General features: G+C 46.9%; 12 protein-coding genes. All 12 read left to right on the forward strand.

Annotated elements, in window-relative coordinates; all coding sequences use genetic code 11:
• Positions 1 to 9 precede the first annotated feature (9 nt).
• The 12 genes from ICC18_RS03615 (at position 10) to ICC18_RS03670 (ending at position 18,950) form a co-directional block, all read left to right on the forward strand.
• Entirely contained in the window at positions 10 to 888 is an 879-nt protein-coding gene (locus tag ICC18_RS03615) for a D-alanyl-D-alanine carboxypeptidase family protein (protein WP_188172993.1), read from the forward strand.
• A 26-nt stretch (positions 889 to 914) separates the two neighbouring features.
• Positions 915 to 1,493, forward strand: coding sequence for a response regulator transcription factor (locus ICC18_RS03620; protein WP_188172994.1), 579 nt, complete (start codon positions 915 to 917; stop codon positions 1,491 to 1,493).
• The gene (locus tag ICC18_RS03625) at positions 1,486 to 2,610 is read left to right on the forward strand and encodes a sensor histidine kinase (protein WP_188172995.1); all 1,125 of its coding nucleotides are present in this window, start codon (positions 1,486 to 1,488) and stop codon (positions 2,608 to 2,610) included. Before ICC18_RS03620 ends, ICC18_RS03625 begins: the two co-directional genes overlap by 8 nt.
• A 371-nt stretch (positions 2,611 to 2,981) precedes the next feature.
• Positions 2,982 to 3,707, forward strand: coding sequence for an ABC transporter ATP-binding protein (locus ICC18_RS03630; RefSeq protein WP_312029484.1), 726 nt, complete (start codon positions 2,982 to 2,984; stop codon positions 3,705 to 3,707).
• The gene (locus tag ICC18_RS03635; RefSeq protein ID WP_188172996.1) at positions 3,670 to 4,776 is read left to right on the forward strand and encodes an efflux RND transporter periplasmic adaptor subunit; all 1,107 of its coding nucleotides are present in this window, start codon (positions 3,670 to 3,672) and stop codon (positions 4,774 to 4,776) included. The genes ICC18_RS03630 and ICC18_RS03635 overlap by 38 nt, the downstream gene beginning before the upstream one ends.
• 5 nt (positions 4,777 to 4,781) lie before the next feature.
• Entirely contained in the window at positions 4,782 to 7,733 is a 2,952-nt protein-coding gene (locus ICC18_RS03640; protein ID WP_188173221.1) for an ABC transporter permease, read from the forward strand.
• Between the two features lie 3 nt (positions 7,734 to 7,736).
• Entirely contained in the window at positions 7,737 to 8,663 is a 927-nt protein-coding gene (locus ICC18_RS03645; RefSeq protein ID WP_188172997.1) for an ABC transporter ATP-binding protein, read from the forward strand.
• Entirely contained in the window at positions 8,660 to 10,132 is a 1,473-nt protein-coding gene (locus ICC18_RS03650) for an ABC transporter substrate-binding protein (protein ID WP_188172998.1), read from the forward strand. Before ICC18_RS03645 ends, ICC18_RS03650 begins: the two co-directional genes overlap by 4 nt.
• An 87-nt stretch (positions 10,133 to 10,219) precedes the next feature.
• Positions 10,220 to 12,376: a hypothetical protein gene (locus ICC18_RS03655; RefSeq protein WP_188172999.1), complete on the forward strand. Its 2,157-nt coding sequence runs from the start codon at positions 10,220 to 10,222 to the stop codon at positions 12,374 to 12,376.
• Between the two features lie 363 nt (positions 12,377 to 12,739).
• A complete protein-coding gene (locus ICC18_RS03660; protein WP_188173000.1) occupies positions 12,740 to 15,850 on the forward strand; it encodes an efflux RND transporter permease subunit in 3,111 nt (1,036 codons plus the stop codon).
• A 61-nt stretch (positions 15,851 to 15,911) separates the two neighbouring features.
• Complete coding sequence (locus ICC18_RS03665; RefSeq protein ID WP_188173001.1) at positions 15,912 to 17,165, forward strand: efflux RND transporter periplasmic adaptor subunit; 1,254 nt, start codon at positions 15,912 to 15,914, stop codon at positions 17,163 to 17,165.
• 42 nt (positions 17,166 to 17,207) lie between these two features.
• Positions 17,208 to 18,950 carry a hypothetical protein gene (locus tag ICC18_RS03670; RefSeq protein WP_188173002.1) on the forward strand — a complete coding sequence of 581 codons (1,743 nt, stop codon included), beginning with the start codon at positions 17,208 to 17,210 and terminating at the stop codon, positions 18,948 to 18,950.
• The last annotated feature ends 15 nt before the right edge of the window (positions 18,951 to 18,965 follow it).

Here is an 18,965-nt window from a genome sequence, read left to right on the forward strand (position 1 = left end):
GGGATAAGAATGAAAAAATTAGGGTGGCTTTTCCTATTTATGGTCATAGCTGGATTCTTGTTGATGAGATTGACCAATCATGAAAGCTTTGCAGACAATCCTAAGGTAGATGCGAAAGCAGCATTTCTAATGGATGCGCAAACCGGTGACGTCTATTATAAATACAACGCCGACCACGCGCTGCCGCCGGCCAGCATGTCCAAAATGATGACAGAGCTAATCATACTGGAAGATATCCGCGACGGTAAAACGAAATGGAATGATCCCGTATCCATCAGTTCTTATGCTGCAAATGTAACGGGTGCCCAAGTTGGATTGAAGGCAAAAGAAAAGCTCTCGATTCGGGAATTATTCGAAGCTATGGTCGTTCATTCCGCTAATGATGCGGCCGTGGCTTTGGCAGAGCATGTAAGCGGGACGGAAAGTAAATTCGTTGCAAGGATGAATCGTACTGCTCAGACAGTCGGACTCTCATCGAAAACGAAATTTGCCAATGCTACCGGACTCTCTTCGGAAGATTTGCAAGGAATAAAGTCGGCAGCCTCTGGAGGGGATACTGTCATGACAGCTAGAGATATCGCGAAATTAGCCGCTTACCTGATTGGCAAGCACCCTGATATTCTCGATATCAGTCAAATGTCGAAGGTCAATTTTTCCAGAAAAAGCATTACCTTGCAAACCACCAATTTAATGTTGCCTGGAAATTTATTCGCCTATTCCGGGAATGATGGACTTAAGACCGGGTTTACCGATGAGGCCGGATACTGTTTTACCGGAACGGCTTTACGTGATGGCAAAAGGCTGATATCAGTCGTCATGGGAGCGCGGGATTCGGAGTCGAGATTCATAGAAACGAAGAAGCTTTTTACTTATGGTTTTGCTAAATGATGAAAATTTGTGGCTAGGGGGAGACGATGAAAAAGATTTTGATTGTAGACGATGATAAAGAAATTGCCCAACTCATTTCTATTTATTTGCATAATGAAGGATTTGAGCTGAGACAAGCCCATGACGGAAATGAAGCATTGGAGCAGATGGATCAGATTCCGCCGAACCTGATCATACTCGACATTATGATGCCAGGAATGGACGGGCTGGAGGTTTGCAGAAAAGTGAGGGAGAAATCGGCTGTTCCGATCCTGATGCTGAGTGCCAAAACGCAGGATATGGATAAGGTGCTTGGGCTCATGACGGGTGCAGACGATTATATGATCAAACCGTTCAATCCGCTTGAATTGGTCGCAAGGGTGAAGTCGCTTCTGCGGCGCTCTTTTCAATATAATAGTGAGTTTAAAGCGGAGACGGATCCCGTATTGAGAATCCAATCCATTGAGATTCATAAGCAAAACCATAGAGTAACGGCGAATTCGAAGGAAATCGTACTTACCGGCAGAGAATTTGATATCTTATATTTGCTTGATAAGCTGGAGAAAGAACTCGGATATAAGCTGATTCAAACCGTGTGGGGGGTGGGATATAAAATCGATGCGTAAGCCATTTAGAGGGATACGTTGGAAACTTGTGTTTATTTGCTGCTTGAGTATTTTATTGACAATCCTTACTGCCTTCTTTCTTCAGCAATTGATGAGATCACTGGTATCTGTATTTTATGATCAACGGTTTTATTATTATTCGTATCTTGTGCAGAGGCTGAATGCGAATATTGGTTTTCCGGTAGTTCCTAGCTTGGCGGTGCCGACGTTGTTCATTTTCTACTTATGGTTGCTCAGTCGCGGGATCATTAGCCAATTAATGCAAATCATCGAAGGGGTCAAACGGCTGTCTAAGGAAAATTTCGAAAGGGAAATTCCAGTGTGGTCCGAAGATGAGTTAGGTGAATTAACAGGGAACATCAACCGCATGGCGGAACAATGGAAGAAGTCGATCGAAGAGGAGCGTCATGCCGTTCAGACTAGGAATGAGCTTATTACGAACGTGTCCCATGACCTCCGAACCCCGCTTACATCTATCATCGGTTATTTGAGACTGATTGAGGAGGACCGTTACAAGGATGAAGTCGAGCTGAGATATTACACGAATGTTGCCTATACGAAATCGCGAAAATTAGAACGGATGGTGAATGACTTATTTGAGATGACGAAATTAAGCATGGGGCCGATCGCGTTAAACCGCTCTGATATTGATCTTGTTGAGCTGGCAGGTCAGCTTAGCGCCGACTTCGCTCCCCAGCTGCGTGAAGCTGAGATGGAAATCAACGTTGCTTGCGGGGAACAGAAAATGATGGTATGGGCTGACGGAAGCATGTTGATGCGAGCTTTGGAAAACCTTATTTCAAATGCGATCAAGTATGGCAAACGCGGCAGAACTGTGGATGTCGTCATCCGGCAAGAATCGGGGAACGCTGTATTGCAGGTGATTAATTACAGAGCACCCATCCCTAAGGAAGATTTGCCTTATCTATTCGAACGTTTCTATCGCGTAGAGAAATCACGTTCAGAAGAAACGGGCGGTTCCGGGCTTGGGCTCGCCATCGTCAAAAGCATCATCGAGCTGCATGACGGCTTGATCAAGGTGAGGAGCGACGCAAGGGAAACCGCATTTGAAATAAGTCTCCCAATGCGAAGTAAACATAAATCCGCAAGGCCTTGATTCTTCAAGGCTTTTTTTGTGCTCCCATTAAAGGAAACATCAATTCTTTAGGTTTCTTAAGATATTTTTTCAAGGTTCTAAAGGTTTGTTCTTTATGATTGAAAGCGTAAGATGGAGGGTTGCTTCTCAACATCCTACGATTTTTAGATAGACAAAATTAGGAAGTGAGAGGGATTGATAGATTAACCATATAATGGTATAAAAGAATGGGCATGACCCCAATCGGTCGTTTTCAGCAAATTTTCAGCTGGTTGGAACCTTTTTGCAGGTTGCTCCGTCTATTTTATCATACAGATTGGAAATGAAAGGGAGGTTACTACGTGGCAGGCTGGCTTCGCAAGAAAAATAAGAGCGCGATAGAAGCAAAATCAATCGAGGATGAGCCGCAATTTGATCTTCCTCCCTCCCGGCAAATGGTAACTGATGGTCCGCTTCTAACCGTTACAGGCGTACAGCGGTCCTTTCATGTCGGCAGTCAGAGGCTGGATGTGCTCAAAGGCATTGAAATGGAGCTGCTGCCCATGCAATTAGTCATGTTGAAAGGCCGCTCGGGTTCGGGGAAAACTACGCTGCTGAACTTGATTGGCGGCTTGGATCAGCCGAATGAGGGGGAGATCATGTTTCAAGGGCATCCCTTTCATCGCTGCAGCGATGATGAACGTACGCATATCCGGCGTAAGGAAATTGGTTTTATATTCCAATCTTTCGCTTTAATGCCGCTGCTCTCCGCATGGGAAAATGTCGAGCTCGCCCTGCGCATGGCAGGTACGCCTCGTTCCCAATGGAAATCGCGCGTGACACACTGTCTTGAGCTTGTCGGCCTGGGTAAGAGGATGCACCATCGACCTTTCGAACTATCCGGAGGTGAGCAGCAGCGGGTTGCCATTGCCAAGGCGATTGCTCACAGACCTTCACTGATTTTGGCGGATGAGCCGACAGCAGAATTAGACTCGCAAATGGGTGCGCAGATTATGTCAGTTTTTCGCGACATCATTACAAGTGAGCAAGTAACGATATGTATGACTACTCATGACCCTACGATTTTGGAGGTTGCCGATCATGTTTACGAAATGGTGGACGGAAGATTCGTCTCGTAACCGGACGTTGAAACCATTAGCTGCACTTATTTTATGTTCCAGTCTTATTTTTGCTTCCGGTTGTTCGCTGCTGCCTAAGGAGCAGGAAGAGGAAGCACTTCCGACCATCAACCCGCCCAAGCTTTCCAAAAAACCGGAATATGTGGTGAAAACCGATACCCTGGAAACGAAGGTTCGAGGAAGCGGGCGTTTAATGGCTTTGCAGGAGGAAAAGCTGTTTTTCTCCGAAGACATGAACAGCAAGCGCATTAGTGCGATTCTTGTAAAAAACGGCGATGCTGTCGAAAAGGGCCAACCGATTGCCGAGCTCGACGTCTCCGACTTGGAGAGCGATCTTAAGCGTAAACGGCTGCAAACCCGCAAAGATGAGCTGGCGATGATCGAAACGCTGCGTAAAGCCGATGAGATGACGCCGGAGCAAGTCGAGCAGGCGAAGATAGATTTTGAACTTAAACGGGAAGAGCTCAGCAAGCTGGATACGCAAGTGAGCAAAGCGAAGCTGCTCGCCCCGTTCAGCGGAACGATTGTTAGCGTGACCGCGAAGAAAGGCGACACTGTGAAATCCAATGAGTCCGTAGCAACGATTGCCGATTTAACCCAATTGACTGTGGCAGCAAGCATTACGGCAGACGATGCGAAAAAAGTAGCGATCGGCATGGAAGTCCAGGTCGATATTAATTCCGCCGGTCAGCATAAGGGGAAAGTCAAGCAGCTGCCGAATCCGCAAACAAACAACAACAATGGAGGCGGCGGCGGCTTCTTTCCGGGAGACGGTTCGGGGGGGCAGCAGGACTCCATTGATAACTACCTCGTTGTACAATTGGATGAGTTTCCGCAAGGCTTGAACCGGGGAACTCCGCTAAGCGTCACCATCATTACGCAAAGAAAAGAAAATGCGACCGTCATTCCGCTTGCGGCACTTCGCTCCTATTCAGGCCGTAACTATGTGCAGGTCATTGATAATCAAGGCAACAAGAAGGAAGTGGACGTGGAAATCGGCCAGCAGACTTCGACGGATGTGGAGATTGTCAAAGGCCTTACAGCGGGACAGAAAGTAGTGGGTCGATAATGTCCATGCCAATGCTGCGGTTTTTGTTTCGCAAAATGTGGAATACCCGTTGGCTGACGCTCAGCACACTTCTTGGACTCGTGATGGCGGTTGCTTTCACGACAAGCATACCGATGTACGCGGACGGATCGCTGAAGCGGGTCGTCGCCAAATCGTTGGAGGAGAAAAGCAGCGGATTGCCTGCGGGCTCACTGCTCATTCGTTATCAAGCAGTAGGTTCCGATCGTGCAGGGTTAACAGAGCTGAACGACGTCAATGTCTATATCCAGGATCAGATTCCGAAAGATATCGGCTTCCCCACAGACGCTTATGCAAGAAGTTATACCATTAGAGGAGCCCAGTTAACTCCCGCAGATCCAACGAAAGTGGATCCGAGCAAACGCCGGCAGATGACGTTGACCTCTTTAAGCGCTCTGAACGAGCAAGTAGAATGGTCGATCGGGCAGATGGCTTCCGATAAGCTTGATAACGGGGTTATCGAAGCCGTTGTATTGGAAGAAGCGATGTATCGGAATGATCTGCATGTTGGCGATGTGTTCAATTATTCGGTGTCCGGTGCCAGTGGGAGTCAATTGCTCAAGGTGAAGATCGCCGGTTCATTCAAACCGAAGAATGAGAACGATCCTTATTGGTTCCAAGGTCTTGAAGGCCTGGTGAATTCATTAATTGTCAGCGATGATGTATTCATGAAGTCGTTGTTAACCGAGAAAAAAATTCCGCTTCAACTCGCGAACTGGTATTATGCTTTCGATCTTCGTAACATTCAGACGAGTCAGCTGTCTGCCCTCGGGAATCGTTTGGAACGATTGGATATCAACTTGTTTCAGAAGTTGAAAAATACGAAAGTGGACGTATCTTTCCAACCGATTCTGAATGAATTCAAAGCGCAAAGCGTGCAGATGCAGATTTTGCTATTCACGCTTGCAGCGCCGATGATCGCGATGGTGTTCTACTATATTGTGATGAACGCCAAACAATCGCTCGATCGTCAGCGAAGCGTGATTGCCGTTCTTCGAAGCCGAGGCGGAAGCACGAAGCAGATAATAGGCATATACTTTCTGGAAGGATTGGCGCTCGGTATCATTGCACTGCTCGTAGGTCCGTTCATCGGATGGTTTATGGCCAAAAGCATTGGTTCCTCCAGCGGCTTCTTAACCTTTGTAGATCGCAAATCCATTCCTGTCGGTTTCACGACGGAAGCGATGCTGTACGGAGGACTCGCAATTGTCATCGCGATTATGGCTAGCGTGATCCCAGCGGTGATCTTTGCCAGATCTTCGATCGTCAATTACAAGCAGCAGCTAGCACGGTCCGACCGATCTCCCTTGTGGCAGCGGTGGTTCCTGGACATTGTCCTGCTTGGAGTTGTAGGGTACGGATACTACTTGTTTGACCAAAGGCAATTGCTGTCTGTGCAAACCGGGCTGACAACGGATCAATTGCAGGTGCATCCGCTGCTGTTCTTCGTGCCGGCGCTCTCGATCTTCGCGCTGGGGCTGTTCTTCCTGCGGATCTTTCCGTGGCTGCTGCGTCTGTTTGGCTGGCTGGGGCGCAGATTTCTGCCCGTGCCGCTTTACTTGACGCTTGCGCAGCTATCCCGATCCGCCAAAGCGTACTATCCGCTCATGCTGCTGCTTGTGCTCACGCTCGGCCTTGGCGTTTACAACTCCTCGGCCGCCCGTACGATCGATCTGAATTCAACGGAGCGGACGCTTTATCAATACGGCACCGACGTCGTGCTGCAGACGGTGTGGGAAGGCTTCTCCGACGATCTGCCCAAGGACCCGAATGCGGGTCAGGGGAATGGCGGCGGAGGCAATGGTTCGGGCCAAGGCGGCCAAGGCCAGGGTGGCGGTTCTGGCGGTAACGGAGGATCCGGTGCAGGAGGCGGTCAAGGTGGCGCTGGTGGCGGTGGCGGTGGCGGTGGTCCTAAACCGGGAGAAGAGACGCCGTCTAAGATTCGCTACGTAGAACCTCCGTTCCAGTTATTCCGCGAACTGGAGGGCGTTGAGGCAGCAGCCAGAGTGCTGCAGACGAAAGGAAACGTCGTCGTTTCAGGCAAGTCGACTGGCAATGGTTTGGTCATGGGCATCGATAACGTCGATTTCGCCAAAGTCGCTTGGTTCCGAAATGACTTGTTCCCGGCGCATCCGAACCAGTATTTGAACTTGCTGGGCACTTATGAGCAAGCTGTCATTATTCCTTCGAATTATGCAAGCAAATATGCGCTGAAAGAAGGCGATTTGCTTTCCATTTCAATTCAGCAGCAGCCTGTGGAATTCGTCATTGTCGGCATTCTGCCTTACTGGCCGAGTCAATATCCGGATCAGACGCCATTTTTCATAACGAATCTGGAATATTTGTATGATCAGGCGCCTATTGCGCCTTATGAAGTTTGGCTCAAGATGAAGCCGGACGCCAGGGTTACGCCGATGGTGACTTCTTTGCAAGCCAAAGGCATTGAAATCGCATCGGTCAAAGATGTGCGCAATGAACTGATTACGCAGAAGAAGCACCCCGCTCGTGGCGGAGTGTTTGGAATTCTCAGTCTAGGTTTTCTGGTTTCTGTGATCGTGTCATTAATTGGATATATGTTGTATTGGTTCTTTAATCTTTCCAGCAGGGTTGTGCAATTCGGTGTTCTCCGCGCGATGGGGCTTTCCCGCAAGCAATTGACAGGTATGCTGCTTCTCGAGCAGGGCTTTACAGCGGGATTATCCATTGCTCTGGGCATCGGAATCGGTAAACTCACGAGCTATTTCTTTCTTCCGTTCCTGCAAACGTCAGAGAATGTGAAAACGCAAGTGCCGCCGTTTCGCGTTGTCTTTGATTCCAAGGACACGTATCAGCTTTACTTCGTCGTTGCTTTCATGATGCTGACCGGCGCCATGCTGTTGTTCCTGCACATTCGCAGGCTGCGCGTTCATCAGGCCGTGAAGCTCGGAGAGGAGAAATAATTCATGATTACATGTGAAGGCTTGGTCAAAATATACAAAACCGACGACATCGAGGTTGTCGCTCTGCAAGGGCTCAACATTCATATTGAGCCTGGTGAGCTCATGGCGATTATCGGCAACAGCGGAAGCGGCAAATCTACACTGCTCAATATTTTAGGGGGGTTGGATCGTCCGTCTGCAGGTCAAGTGAAGGTCGGCGATTGGGATTTGCTCAAGATCACCGACAAACAGCTTGTAGAATATAAGCGCAATACGGTAGGTTTTATTTGGCAAAATAACGCGCGGAATCTGGTCTCGTACCTGACCGCACTGGAAAATGTGGAAATGCCGATGATGCTAAGCGGCAAGTATGACCGCGCCTATGCCAAACAACTGCTCGAATGGGTCGGGCTTGGCCACCGGATGAATAACAAGCTGCAGGAGTTGTCGGGGGGTGAACAGCAGCGGGTCGCGATCGCCATATCACTGGCGAATCGCCCGCGTTTGCTGCTGGCGGATGAGCCGACCGGATCCGTCGATACGAAGACGGCGGATATGATTCTTTCCATTTTCCAGCGGTTGAACAAGGAGCTCGGCGTAACGATTGTGATTGTTACGCACGATTTGTCCATGGCTGGCAAGGTGGGGCGGGTGGTTGCCATCCGGGACGGGATGACCAGCTCGGAGTTCATTGCCCGTAATCCGTCCATCCATTCTCGAGACGGTTCCTCTGGTTCGGGACTGACAGCGCAGGCCCACGAAGAATATGTGGTGCTGGATCGCGCCGGGCGCTTGCAGGTACCCAAAGAATACTTGGCCGCTCTGCAAATTAACGGTAAAGCGACCATGGAGTTCGATGGCGAGAAGATTATGATCAAAGCCCCGAATTCCTTGGACAAAAAGGAAGATATCGAACCAAATACACAAATTGTTGGAGGAAAAATGAAATGAAAACCTTGAATCGTAAAATTCTTGCTGTATCCTTAACTTTGGCTATGGTCGCTCCGCTCGCTGTAGCGTGCAGCAAAGGCGAAAAAGCGGATGATCAAAAGGAGCGCGTGCTTAAAATCGCGACTACAGGCTACGGTGGTGACGATGAATACTTCCGCCAGCAGTTCACGGAGATTTTTGAATTTGCCAATCCGAATATCAAGATTGAAATTATTTCGACCATGGATGAGAAATACCGATATGGCGGCATGCAACCAGGCGAGAAAATGCCGGATCCGCTAGAGAAGCTCAAGGAAGTTATGCAAGGCGACAATCCGCCGGATTTGGTCATGATGGGGTATGAACAACTTCCGGATTTGATCGAAAACAATTTGCTGACGCAGCTGGATCCTCTGATTACAAAGGATAAATTCGATACGGCAGGTATCGTTCCGGCTGTCATTGACGGCATCAAAAACGCCGGTGGCGGCAAACTTTACGCGTTGGCACCTTCTTTCAGCTCATCCGCACTCATTTATAATAAGAAAATGTTCACGGATGCCGGCGCTGATTTCCCGAAAGACGGGATGACCTGGGATGAGGTGTTCGATCTGGCAAAGCGCGTAGCGAAAGGAGAAGGCGAGAACAAAGTCAGCGGATTCTCTTTCTCCACACAAGCTCAAGGCGATTTGTTCTACGGCATGCAGACATACACAGCTCCGCTGCAATTGAAAATGTTTGATGATGCCGGCGAGAAAATGACGGTTGATACCGATCAATGGGAAAAAGTCTGGGCGAAAATGGCACAAATGCAAAAAGAAAACGTATTCCCGGATCTCTTCGATCCTCAGAAGCCGATGAATCGACAATTTGATCAGCAAAACCCGTTTGCTTACGACGATTTCATGTCAGGACGTCTGGCCATGAGTATTATCCATTATGGGCAAGTTCAACAGCTTACGAACGCAAACAAAAATGCGGCAAGCTTTAAAGGTTATACGCCGATCGAATGGGATGTCGTGACCATGCCTTCCCATCCGGAAGCCAAGGGTGTGGGCGGCGCTATCTACATGAACGGCATTATGGGTATTAACGCCAAAGCGCAAAACTCGCCGGACGCCTGGAAATTCATTCAATTTATTAACGGCGACGATTGGGCCAAATTAAAATCTCACAGTAGTTATAATCTGGTAGCGCGCTCCAAATACTTGAAGCCGAAAGACGGTCAAGATTTCCACATGGAAGCTTTCTATAATGTGACGCCGGCTCCGATGGAAAATAACAACAATAAGATCTTCCAAGAAAAACCTTACATTTATCAAGTTCAAGATATCGGCCGCCAGCAATTCGACAACGTGCTGAAAGGCAAGAAGACGGCCCGCGAAGCGTTGAAAGAGTGGCAAACGCAAGGGGACGCCATGCTGAAGCAGATGAAAGAAAATCCGAACCAGCCGGTTCCACAGCCAGCAACGATGGGTGTGGCGGGTTAAAATTGTAAGCTTGTAAGCTTGCTTCCATTTGGGAAGCAAGCTTATCTAAGCCCATGCACGAAAAACTCTTAGGAGGTCATCAAAGACATGAACACCAAGTTTCGATACAAACGTCTGGCTACAATCGCTTTGTCTGCAACGCTTGCGCTAGGAGCGGTCACTCCCGTTTGGGCGGACGGCACTGCGGCAGCGGTTACTTCATCTGTAGGCAAGGTCTCCATAACGGGAAGCAGCTATTTTGAGCTGAAGCAGATTCATGTGCTGCCTGATCAGAACGGCAAACTGGCGACATTCACCGTCACCATACATAATGAAGGAAGCAGCGAACTCCAGTTTATAGATTATTGGGTGAGGCTGAAGAGCAAGTCGGGCAATCAATTCTCGGCGCGTTTGCTGCCTGCGTATAAAGACAAGAATCGAGTGGCTCCCGGTTCCAGCACAGACCTGATTTTCTATGCGACAGTCAATGCCAATACGAATTTGCAGGATCTCGTTGTTCAATTTATTAAATGGGACTTCAGTCAATCGAATTTTGAGCGATTGCTTGGTGAAGTGGCTGTGCCGGATTCCTATACGGATGTAACGCCAGCGGATGGGGCTGCGGTAGTTTCCATTGGCGGAACGGACGTGAAAGCTTCAATTAAGAAATATGTCAGCAACAAAAATGAGAAATACCACGTACCAACCGTGTATTTGACACTCGAGAACGCTGGAAGTCACACGGTAACCATTCCTTCGTACTTATTCTCCATTCGTACTTCGGAAGGGCTGCTGTATCCTTTAGAGGCTAAAGGGATTAAAGACTTGAAGATTAACCCGAAGGAAAGCAAGGAGATTCAACTTTCGGGTTCCATTCCAGTCGCTGTGACGGCTGATAATTGGCAGCTGACGGTAGCTGAAACGATCGCGGACCTTAAATTGAACGTATCCGTTGCCGCTTTCCAACTGCCGGCTGTATCCCAGGGTGATGGCGGATCGGTAGGCAAAGAATACTCATTTACAAATAAATCGGGTGTATATACTGCACAGCTGAATGCGCTGCACCGATTGCCATGGGATGATCAGGACATCTTGACTGCTGATTTGACCTTAAGCAATAAAGGCGACCAATCGTTGCCGATTCCCAATTTAACGGGGTACTTCCTGCTTGATGATGCTGTGAAAATCGATGCGAAGCTGATTCAGACTGCTAAAGTGATTGGGTTGGGTGCCGGAGCCAACGTGAACCTGCAGCTTGCAGGAAAGGTTCCGTATACTTACGAATTCTCTAACATCAAGCTTGTCCTGCAAGAGAAAGAGGGCGGAACACCTGCGACTGGGACAGGAACCGATACAGGCAGCGGGAGTATTACGGATGTGCTTGAGTTCTCTACACAAGCTGAGGTCCAGGCGATTCCATATATCAGCATGGGGCAATCATACACTTCGACTGATGTAGGGCGTAAAACCAAATATGTAATACGAAATGTATCTACCTATGAGGATAAAACGAACATCATGTACTCAGCAATGGTCGAAGCGACAAATCTGGAGAAACGGTTCACGAATATGAGCAAATTGGTGGCCAATTTCCGTTCGTCGGATGGAACTGTATTTCCGGCGACAGTCGCCGAAGTGAAAAATAAAGTGAGCCCTAGCGGTAAAGCACTGTTAAACGTCTGGGCTTCGGTCCCGAAAGGATACTCAACGGCCAATATGAGCTTACTGCTCGGCGATGCGGTTACGGATGGCAAGCTATCCGAAGGCGACAAAGCGGTAGCGGACTCATATGTGAACCCTGTAGCTTACTGGCTGCCTGATGAGAAAAAAGATGTCAAAACGACGCTGGCGAATATCGGGTTGTTCCCCTATACGATCAATATCAATAAGATCGGAACTTCAATCGATGGCAGCAATTTCACTTTGAAATTCGATTATGAATTAACGAAGGAAAAACTGACAGAAATAAACACGGAGGGTCATAACCTGCTGCTCGTCTTTGAAGACGGTGGCGGTGAAAAACGTTTCGAGAAGAAGTTTGATTTCAAAGACTTTGATGTGATCAATGGGGATTCGACTGCGGATGAAGATACAAAGATTCGTCTCGGGAAGCGGGAGAATTTCAAAATTTCGATCTCCGATCCGGGGCTCATTTTCAAAACGAAATTCCTTAAACAATATACACTCAGCGTCTATGACGAGTTTCAAGGGCAAAGAAAGCTGCTCGCTTCGCAAAAAGCGGACTGGTTTATCACAACGGACTAATTCATACGATTCATACCTAAGCGGAGGCCTTGTGCCTTCGCTTCTTGGCATGTATTTTGGGGGATTGCAAGTCACATGAAGTCATAGCTATCAGGGATTAGGCATGACTGAATATATGACTAGAGATATGACTTAATTCACCTGTTTTTGCCTGTTGTCGCATATATAATAAATCCATGATGCAAGCTTTGGAAATTAATGTGAGGAGTGTGGGGACAGGGAAAGAGAGGAACTGCTGGGAAAAAGAGAAAAATACATAAAAATTTCAACACCTGTTTATGTTCTGTTAAGAAATGTCGTTTATGATGAATGAGTACGAACGGGAATAATTGGAAACAAGCTGGTGATAGGGGAGAAGTGGGAATGAACAAGTTAACAAGTTTTTCGATGAAAAACATTGCAGCGGTTTTCATTATCATGCTGCTATTGGTAGTAGGAGGAACCTTTTCTACTACAACACTCAAGGTAGAAAGCATGCCGGATATTACGTTTCCGGTTGTTATTGTAAGCACTACATACGTGGCACCGCCTAAGGATGTGCTTGATGAAATTACGAAGCCTCTGGAAAAGGCGGTAGCCGGTCTGGATGGTTTGAAAAATTTAACATCCAGCTCACAAGATAATTACTCTCAAATTGTACTGGAACTGGAGCAAAGCAAGAAGCCTGAGGATGTTAAGAAAGACGTTGAAAGTTTAATCTCAAATGTCAAGCTTCCCCAGGGCGCGGAAAAGCCTAAAGTATTAACAGCAGGGTTTGCTTCAGAACCTGTGTATTACTTGGCTGTATACGGTGAAAAAGGAATCAATCAAACCGAACTGGATAAACATTACAAGGATACGATCCTTCCTGGTTTTAACGGATTAAAAGGGATTGACCACGTTGACTCCGTCGGCAACCAGGATGCTGTACTTACCATAAAGTTGGATGCGCTAGCCATTAACAACTATGGTTTAACGCCTTCGGAAGTTGCGAATCTCATCAAAGCATCACTTGTTTCCAGTCCTGCCGGTACGGTTGATTTTAATGGTAACTCACAGATGGTTCGGGTTAAAGGCGAATTCGATACGATCTATAATTTGGATAACTTGAAAGTTACGACGAAAACCGGCGATACGCTCTTGCTCAAGCAGCTAGCCAAAGTTGAAGCGATCAGCGAGTCCAAGTTTATTGCAAGACTAGATGATAAACCGGCTATTGGTGTACTGCTCTATAAAACCAAAGCAGCTAATGCCGTCGAATTTGCGGATAGTGCCAATTTACTTATTCAAGAATGGGAGCAAACGCTGCCTGGCGTGAAATTCCATAAGATTTACAATTCGGCGGACGATATCAAAAAATCGATTCACGGCATGGTGCAAGAAGGCGGTTTGGGCGCTGTACTCGCCTCATTAATGATCTTGCTTTTCCTGCGTAATATTCGAATGACGATCATTGTTCTCGTTTCTATTCCATTATCCATCCTTGTCACGTTATTAGTGATGGGCCCATTGGGTATTTCCCTGAACATCATGACACTTGGAGGCATGGCGATCGCAGTCGGTCGGGTCGTGGACGACAGTATCGTCGTTATCGAGAACATTTACAGTCAATTGCAAAAAGCGCAGGAACGAAATGAATCCGTAATCGGGTTAGCGACCCAACAGGTTTCTAATGCGATTACTTCTTCGACAATTACAACAGTTGGTGTCTTTGGACCGATAGGGTTCGTCAGCGGGGTGGTCGGTGAAGTGTTCCGTCCATTTGCAATTACACTTGTTGTCGCTTTAATGTCTTCATTAATCGTTGCTTTAACCGTCATACCGATGCTTGCAAAACTTATGGTACTTAAAAACAAGAAGGTTACGGCCCATGATGAAAATCATGTAGGTCCAATGGGACAGCGTTATAGAAAAGCAATCATATGGTCGCTGAATAACCGTATCAAAACATTGCTGATTGCAGGGGGCATATTCGTCTTATCGATCGTCGGTACAGTACCTAATTTAGCGGTCTCCTTTATGCCTGCCAGCGAAACTGTTAAACAAGGGGCTATTGAAATCAAAATGCCGAGGGAAACATCCATCGACATGATGAATGAGAAGTCGAAAGAAATTGAAGCGCATTTGAAATCTTTTAAAGATAAGACCGGTGAAACTTCATTCAAGTATATCGAATCGCTTGTCGGCTATAACCAAAGCAGCGACAGATTCGCCTATAGAACAATGATGTTCTTTGAGTTTAGTCAAGGAACAGATGCTGACGCAGCTGCTAAGACGTATAAAGAAGAAATGTTGAAACTTTTGCCAAAAGGCTCAGATGTCAATGTGCAATTGTTTACAGGGGGGCCGCCAACATCGACTGGCGGAGATCTTTCATATTCACTTAAAGGAGACGATCAGCTTTACCTCAAAGTTGCAGCAGAGATGATTAAAGAAAAAATGAAAGAGTTCCCTGAGCTTAACGATATTAAAGACAGCTTGAGTGATTCCAAAACCGAGGTCGAAATCACTGTCGATCAAAACAAAGCGAGAAGCTTTGGTCTCTCTACCGCGCAAATTTTGCAAACGGTCAATAGCTGGATTGCAGAAGAAAAGCTTGGTGATCTGAAATTCAATAACGTAACTTATGAGACAAAAGTGATGCTGAATCCGATTTATAAAAATTCAGTGGATAAAATGGCTGCATTCCTGATCCAGACTCCTACTGGGCAAACCGTACAGTTAAACGAGGTAGCCAAAGTAAGACAAATTGATTCGCCAAATAGCATCAGTCGTGAAAATCAAGAGCAAATCATTAGCGTTAGAGCAAAGATCGAAAGTGAGGATAAAGGAGGCGTCAGCAAAAAAGTTACTGATGAACTTGCTAAGCTGGAGCTGCCGTCAGGTGTTACCCGCGAAGTGAAAGGGGTATCCGATGATATCCAAAAAAGCTTTATGGAAATGTTCATGGCTATCATTGCTTCCATTTTTATCGTCTATATGGTGATGGTGATCGCATTCGGAAACGCCAGAGCACCACTCGCAATTCTGTTTTCTCTGCCTCTAGCTGCAATCGGAGGACTTATCGGATTACTAATTACAGGCGAATCAGTGAATGTTACCTCATTGATCGGATTCTTGATGCTAATCGGTATCGTCGTAACCAACGCAATCGTACTTGTTGACCGTGTACAACAGCTTAGAGAACAAGATTATTCGATTCGTGACGCACTTATTGAAGCGGGAATAACGCGAATAAGACCTATCATCATGACTGCTGGGGCTACGATTCTCGCGCTTATGCCACTCGCCTTAGGATTATCCGAGGGAACGATTATTTCAAAAGGTTTGGCCGTAGTTGTTATTGGCGGTCTGACGACATCGACACTGTTAACGCTTGTAATTGTGCCGATTATTTATGAGATTTTATTTAGGAAGAGAAAAGGCCGTTGGTTCAAAAGAAAAGGCAAATCGGATGCTAATCAGGTAGAGCAAGCAGTGACAACTGCCCAATGAGGGTAAATTCACGTAGTCTATGAAAACTCTAAGCTGAACAGGGGAAAAGGGGAAATCGAAAATGAAACGTCAGTTGTTTACCATTAAACGTAGTGCCAAATTAATCGGTATCGTCGCGCTAAGCGCGGCGATCGCCGTTGGTTGCTCCGCAGCACCCGCTGCGAGCCCGACAAGTGCGCCGGCTGCTGCTAGCCAAGATAAAACGGTGAAAACGGCCAAAATCGAGAAGCAGAAAATTGGCGAACCGATCGAGCAAGTCGGAGATGTCGTTTCTTCGATCCAATTGGATGTAGTGGCAAAAGCAAATGGTGAAGTGATTGAAATTTTGAAGAAGCGAGGAGAGAAAGTAGAGAAGGGTGAGGTGCTTTTCCGCTTAGATCCAACGGATACGCTTATACAGAAAGATTTGAATGCTGTGAATTTGAAGGGTACACAGGAAGGGCTTGCTTCTGCTAAGCAAACCGTGGCTAATGGGATTGCAGATGCGAAGGATGGCGTATCCAAGTTAGAGACAGCAGTAAGCGATTTGGAGAAAGTTTATAATAAGGCGCGCAATGATTATGATCAAGGCCTCGTTACTAAAACTCAGCTGGACCAAGCTGAAACGTCGTTGAATAACATGAAAAAGGATCTGGACAGCGCACGTAGAAAACTTAAAGCACTGCAAGAGACAAACTCACTCTCTCAAGCAGAAACGGCTTATGAATCCGCTCAAGTTAACAGCCGCAGCATTGAAAGATCGCTCAGCAATTTGGAAGTCAAAGCTCCTGCTTCCGGTATTTTGACAGACCTTGATGTTGAAGTAGGTCAGACTATTACGCCTGGTGGCCGAGTTGGAGAAGTCCAACAAACCAATCCGGTTAAAATTAAATCGCAACTGACGGAGACAGCAGCCAACTTAGTTAGAGGTAAAACGGAACTTACTTTTTACATACCAGGGGTAACGGATAAAGCCAACGCGAAAGTCATATTCTTATCCGATGTTATTAATGGGCAATCGAAGGCTTACGATTTGGAGCTGGAAGTTCCGAATCCAGACGGCAAATTAAAGCCGGGCTCCAAGGCGCAGGTCGAGTTGACCAAAGAAGACGAGCAAGTGGTTCCTGTCGTACCAAGCCTTAGCATCGTTCGTGAAGGCGGAGATTCTTTCGTATACATTTTAAATGGAGACACAGTTCAAAAGCGTAAAGTTGAACTGGGCCGCCTCAATGAGACGAATCAGGAAATTATTTCAGGCGTCAAAGAAGGCGAAACACTCGTCGTTTCCGGTCAGCATCAGCTGAAAGATCAAGATAAAGTGAAAGTCGCGAACTAAACTGGCAATTACACAAAGTTCCATATTTTAGGAGGATAAACAGTGAATAAGACAATGAAAAAATCCCTGGCCACCATCGCATTATCCGCAGCGCTTCTTACATCAGCATGTTATCCGGCTTGGGCCGCGGAATCGTCAAGTGCGGTGAGCTCCGCGGTTGCGGCTGCGAACGCCATCGTCAGCTATAATCTCAAGGACAATATTGATGTAGAAATTAAAAGTATTCTCAACGAGCATGATTCGGACACAACGAAGCTTGGCGTCGTCGTCCGACTAAAAAATATAGGAAGCAAGGTTACCCGAGTACCTGACTATGAACTGCGTGTGCGAATGGCCGATGGTGTGGAATACACACTCCAACCAAGTTCGAAAAATCCTAAATCCGTCCAACCGAAAAGCCAACAAGAGCTAAGTTATTTATCTACAGTTGACCGGAGTGATGATGTTGCTCTGACGGATATCAGCTTTGTAGATGTTGATTTGGAAGTATACCCAAAGAAAGAAACGACATTGCTGACAGTTGCAGCGGATGCCGGCATGGTTTGGAACGGAAGCGATAGCACCATTACGAAGCAAACGGCTATTTTGAAGTGGGGCGAAGCCTTCACATTGCCTTCTCTGCATTCACCTGTGCTATTTGTACCAGTAGACATTCATAAGGAAATAACGGCAAAGGGCGTATCAACCGTCGTACAAATCCAAGCGGTGAATCCGACAACCGAACGTCAAACTGTGCCTAGTTTCGGCATCGACGGGAAGACGGAGAGCAAAGTATACTCTGGCGATCGTGCGGAAGCTGCTGTGACGCTGGAACCGGGTGAAAAGAAATATGTGCATGTTGTCATTCCAAGCGATCTGGACACAGAATTCTCCAGTCTGAATGTTGTTACGCCAGAGAAATTCGCTACAGGTGAAGGTGAAGATAAGTATCGGGTAGGGCGAGTAAATATTTTGCTGCCTAACGGCGCTGTGACACAAGGCGTGATTCCTGCTCCAGATTACAAGCTGGGTACGCCGGTTAAGCTGGATTCGACCAATAAATTTGTACCATCGAATGTGGATGTTTCATTGGAGGAACTCCACATTACCGAGAACGAAGATGACGGCTTCAATACAGCCGTTGCTAAATTCAAGCTAACCAACAACAGCGACAGACCGATTCCGATTCCTGCGATCCAAACCGAACTGGTCAGCAAAGACGGTTATGCCTACGCAGGCAGCAGACAGGCGCAAACTGCAATCAGCGTTGTTCCTAAGGCTTCCTATGTGGTTAGCTACGCTTATGCGCTGCCTTCCTCCGAGACAGCCGAAGGGCTGAAGATGAACCTATACAGCAAACAGGCAAGTGGGGAAACTTCCTATAAATCGCTGCTTGCAACGGCGAAAGTACCTGTACAGAAGAACGATTTTACCAGCAATATGCTTAAAGTTTACCCTTATGATGTGAAGATCAAAGATTGGACAATATCGGCCATCTTCCAAGGAAACATGACATATAATTACAAACTGAAGCTGGAACTGGATATTTCACAGGATAAGCAAGTAACGGTCGATGCGTATAACAATAAATTGCTCATCGAGCTATTTGATAATGTTGGCAATCCAGTAGGAAGATCTACTGAAGCATTATCGGGAGTTAACCGCTTGTACAGCGGAACAAACACTATCTCATTGAACGCGGACTCGGCGCAGCTGGATTTCCCGCTGACAGTCAAAGTGTTTGAGGCCTTCGCCGGCGAAAATGGAGAAGTCGTGAAACGGTTACTGACGACTTTCAAGCAATAATAAATAATAGCCGCA

The organism is Paenibacillus sedimenti (assembly GCF_014534655.1).
GTDB classification, from domain to species: domain Bacteria; phylum Bacillota; class Bacilli; order Paenibacillales; family NBRC-103111; genus Paenibacillus_E; species Paenibacillus_E sedimenti.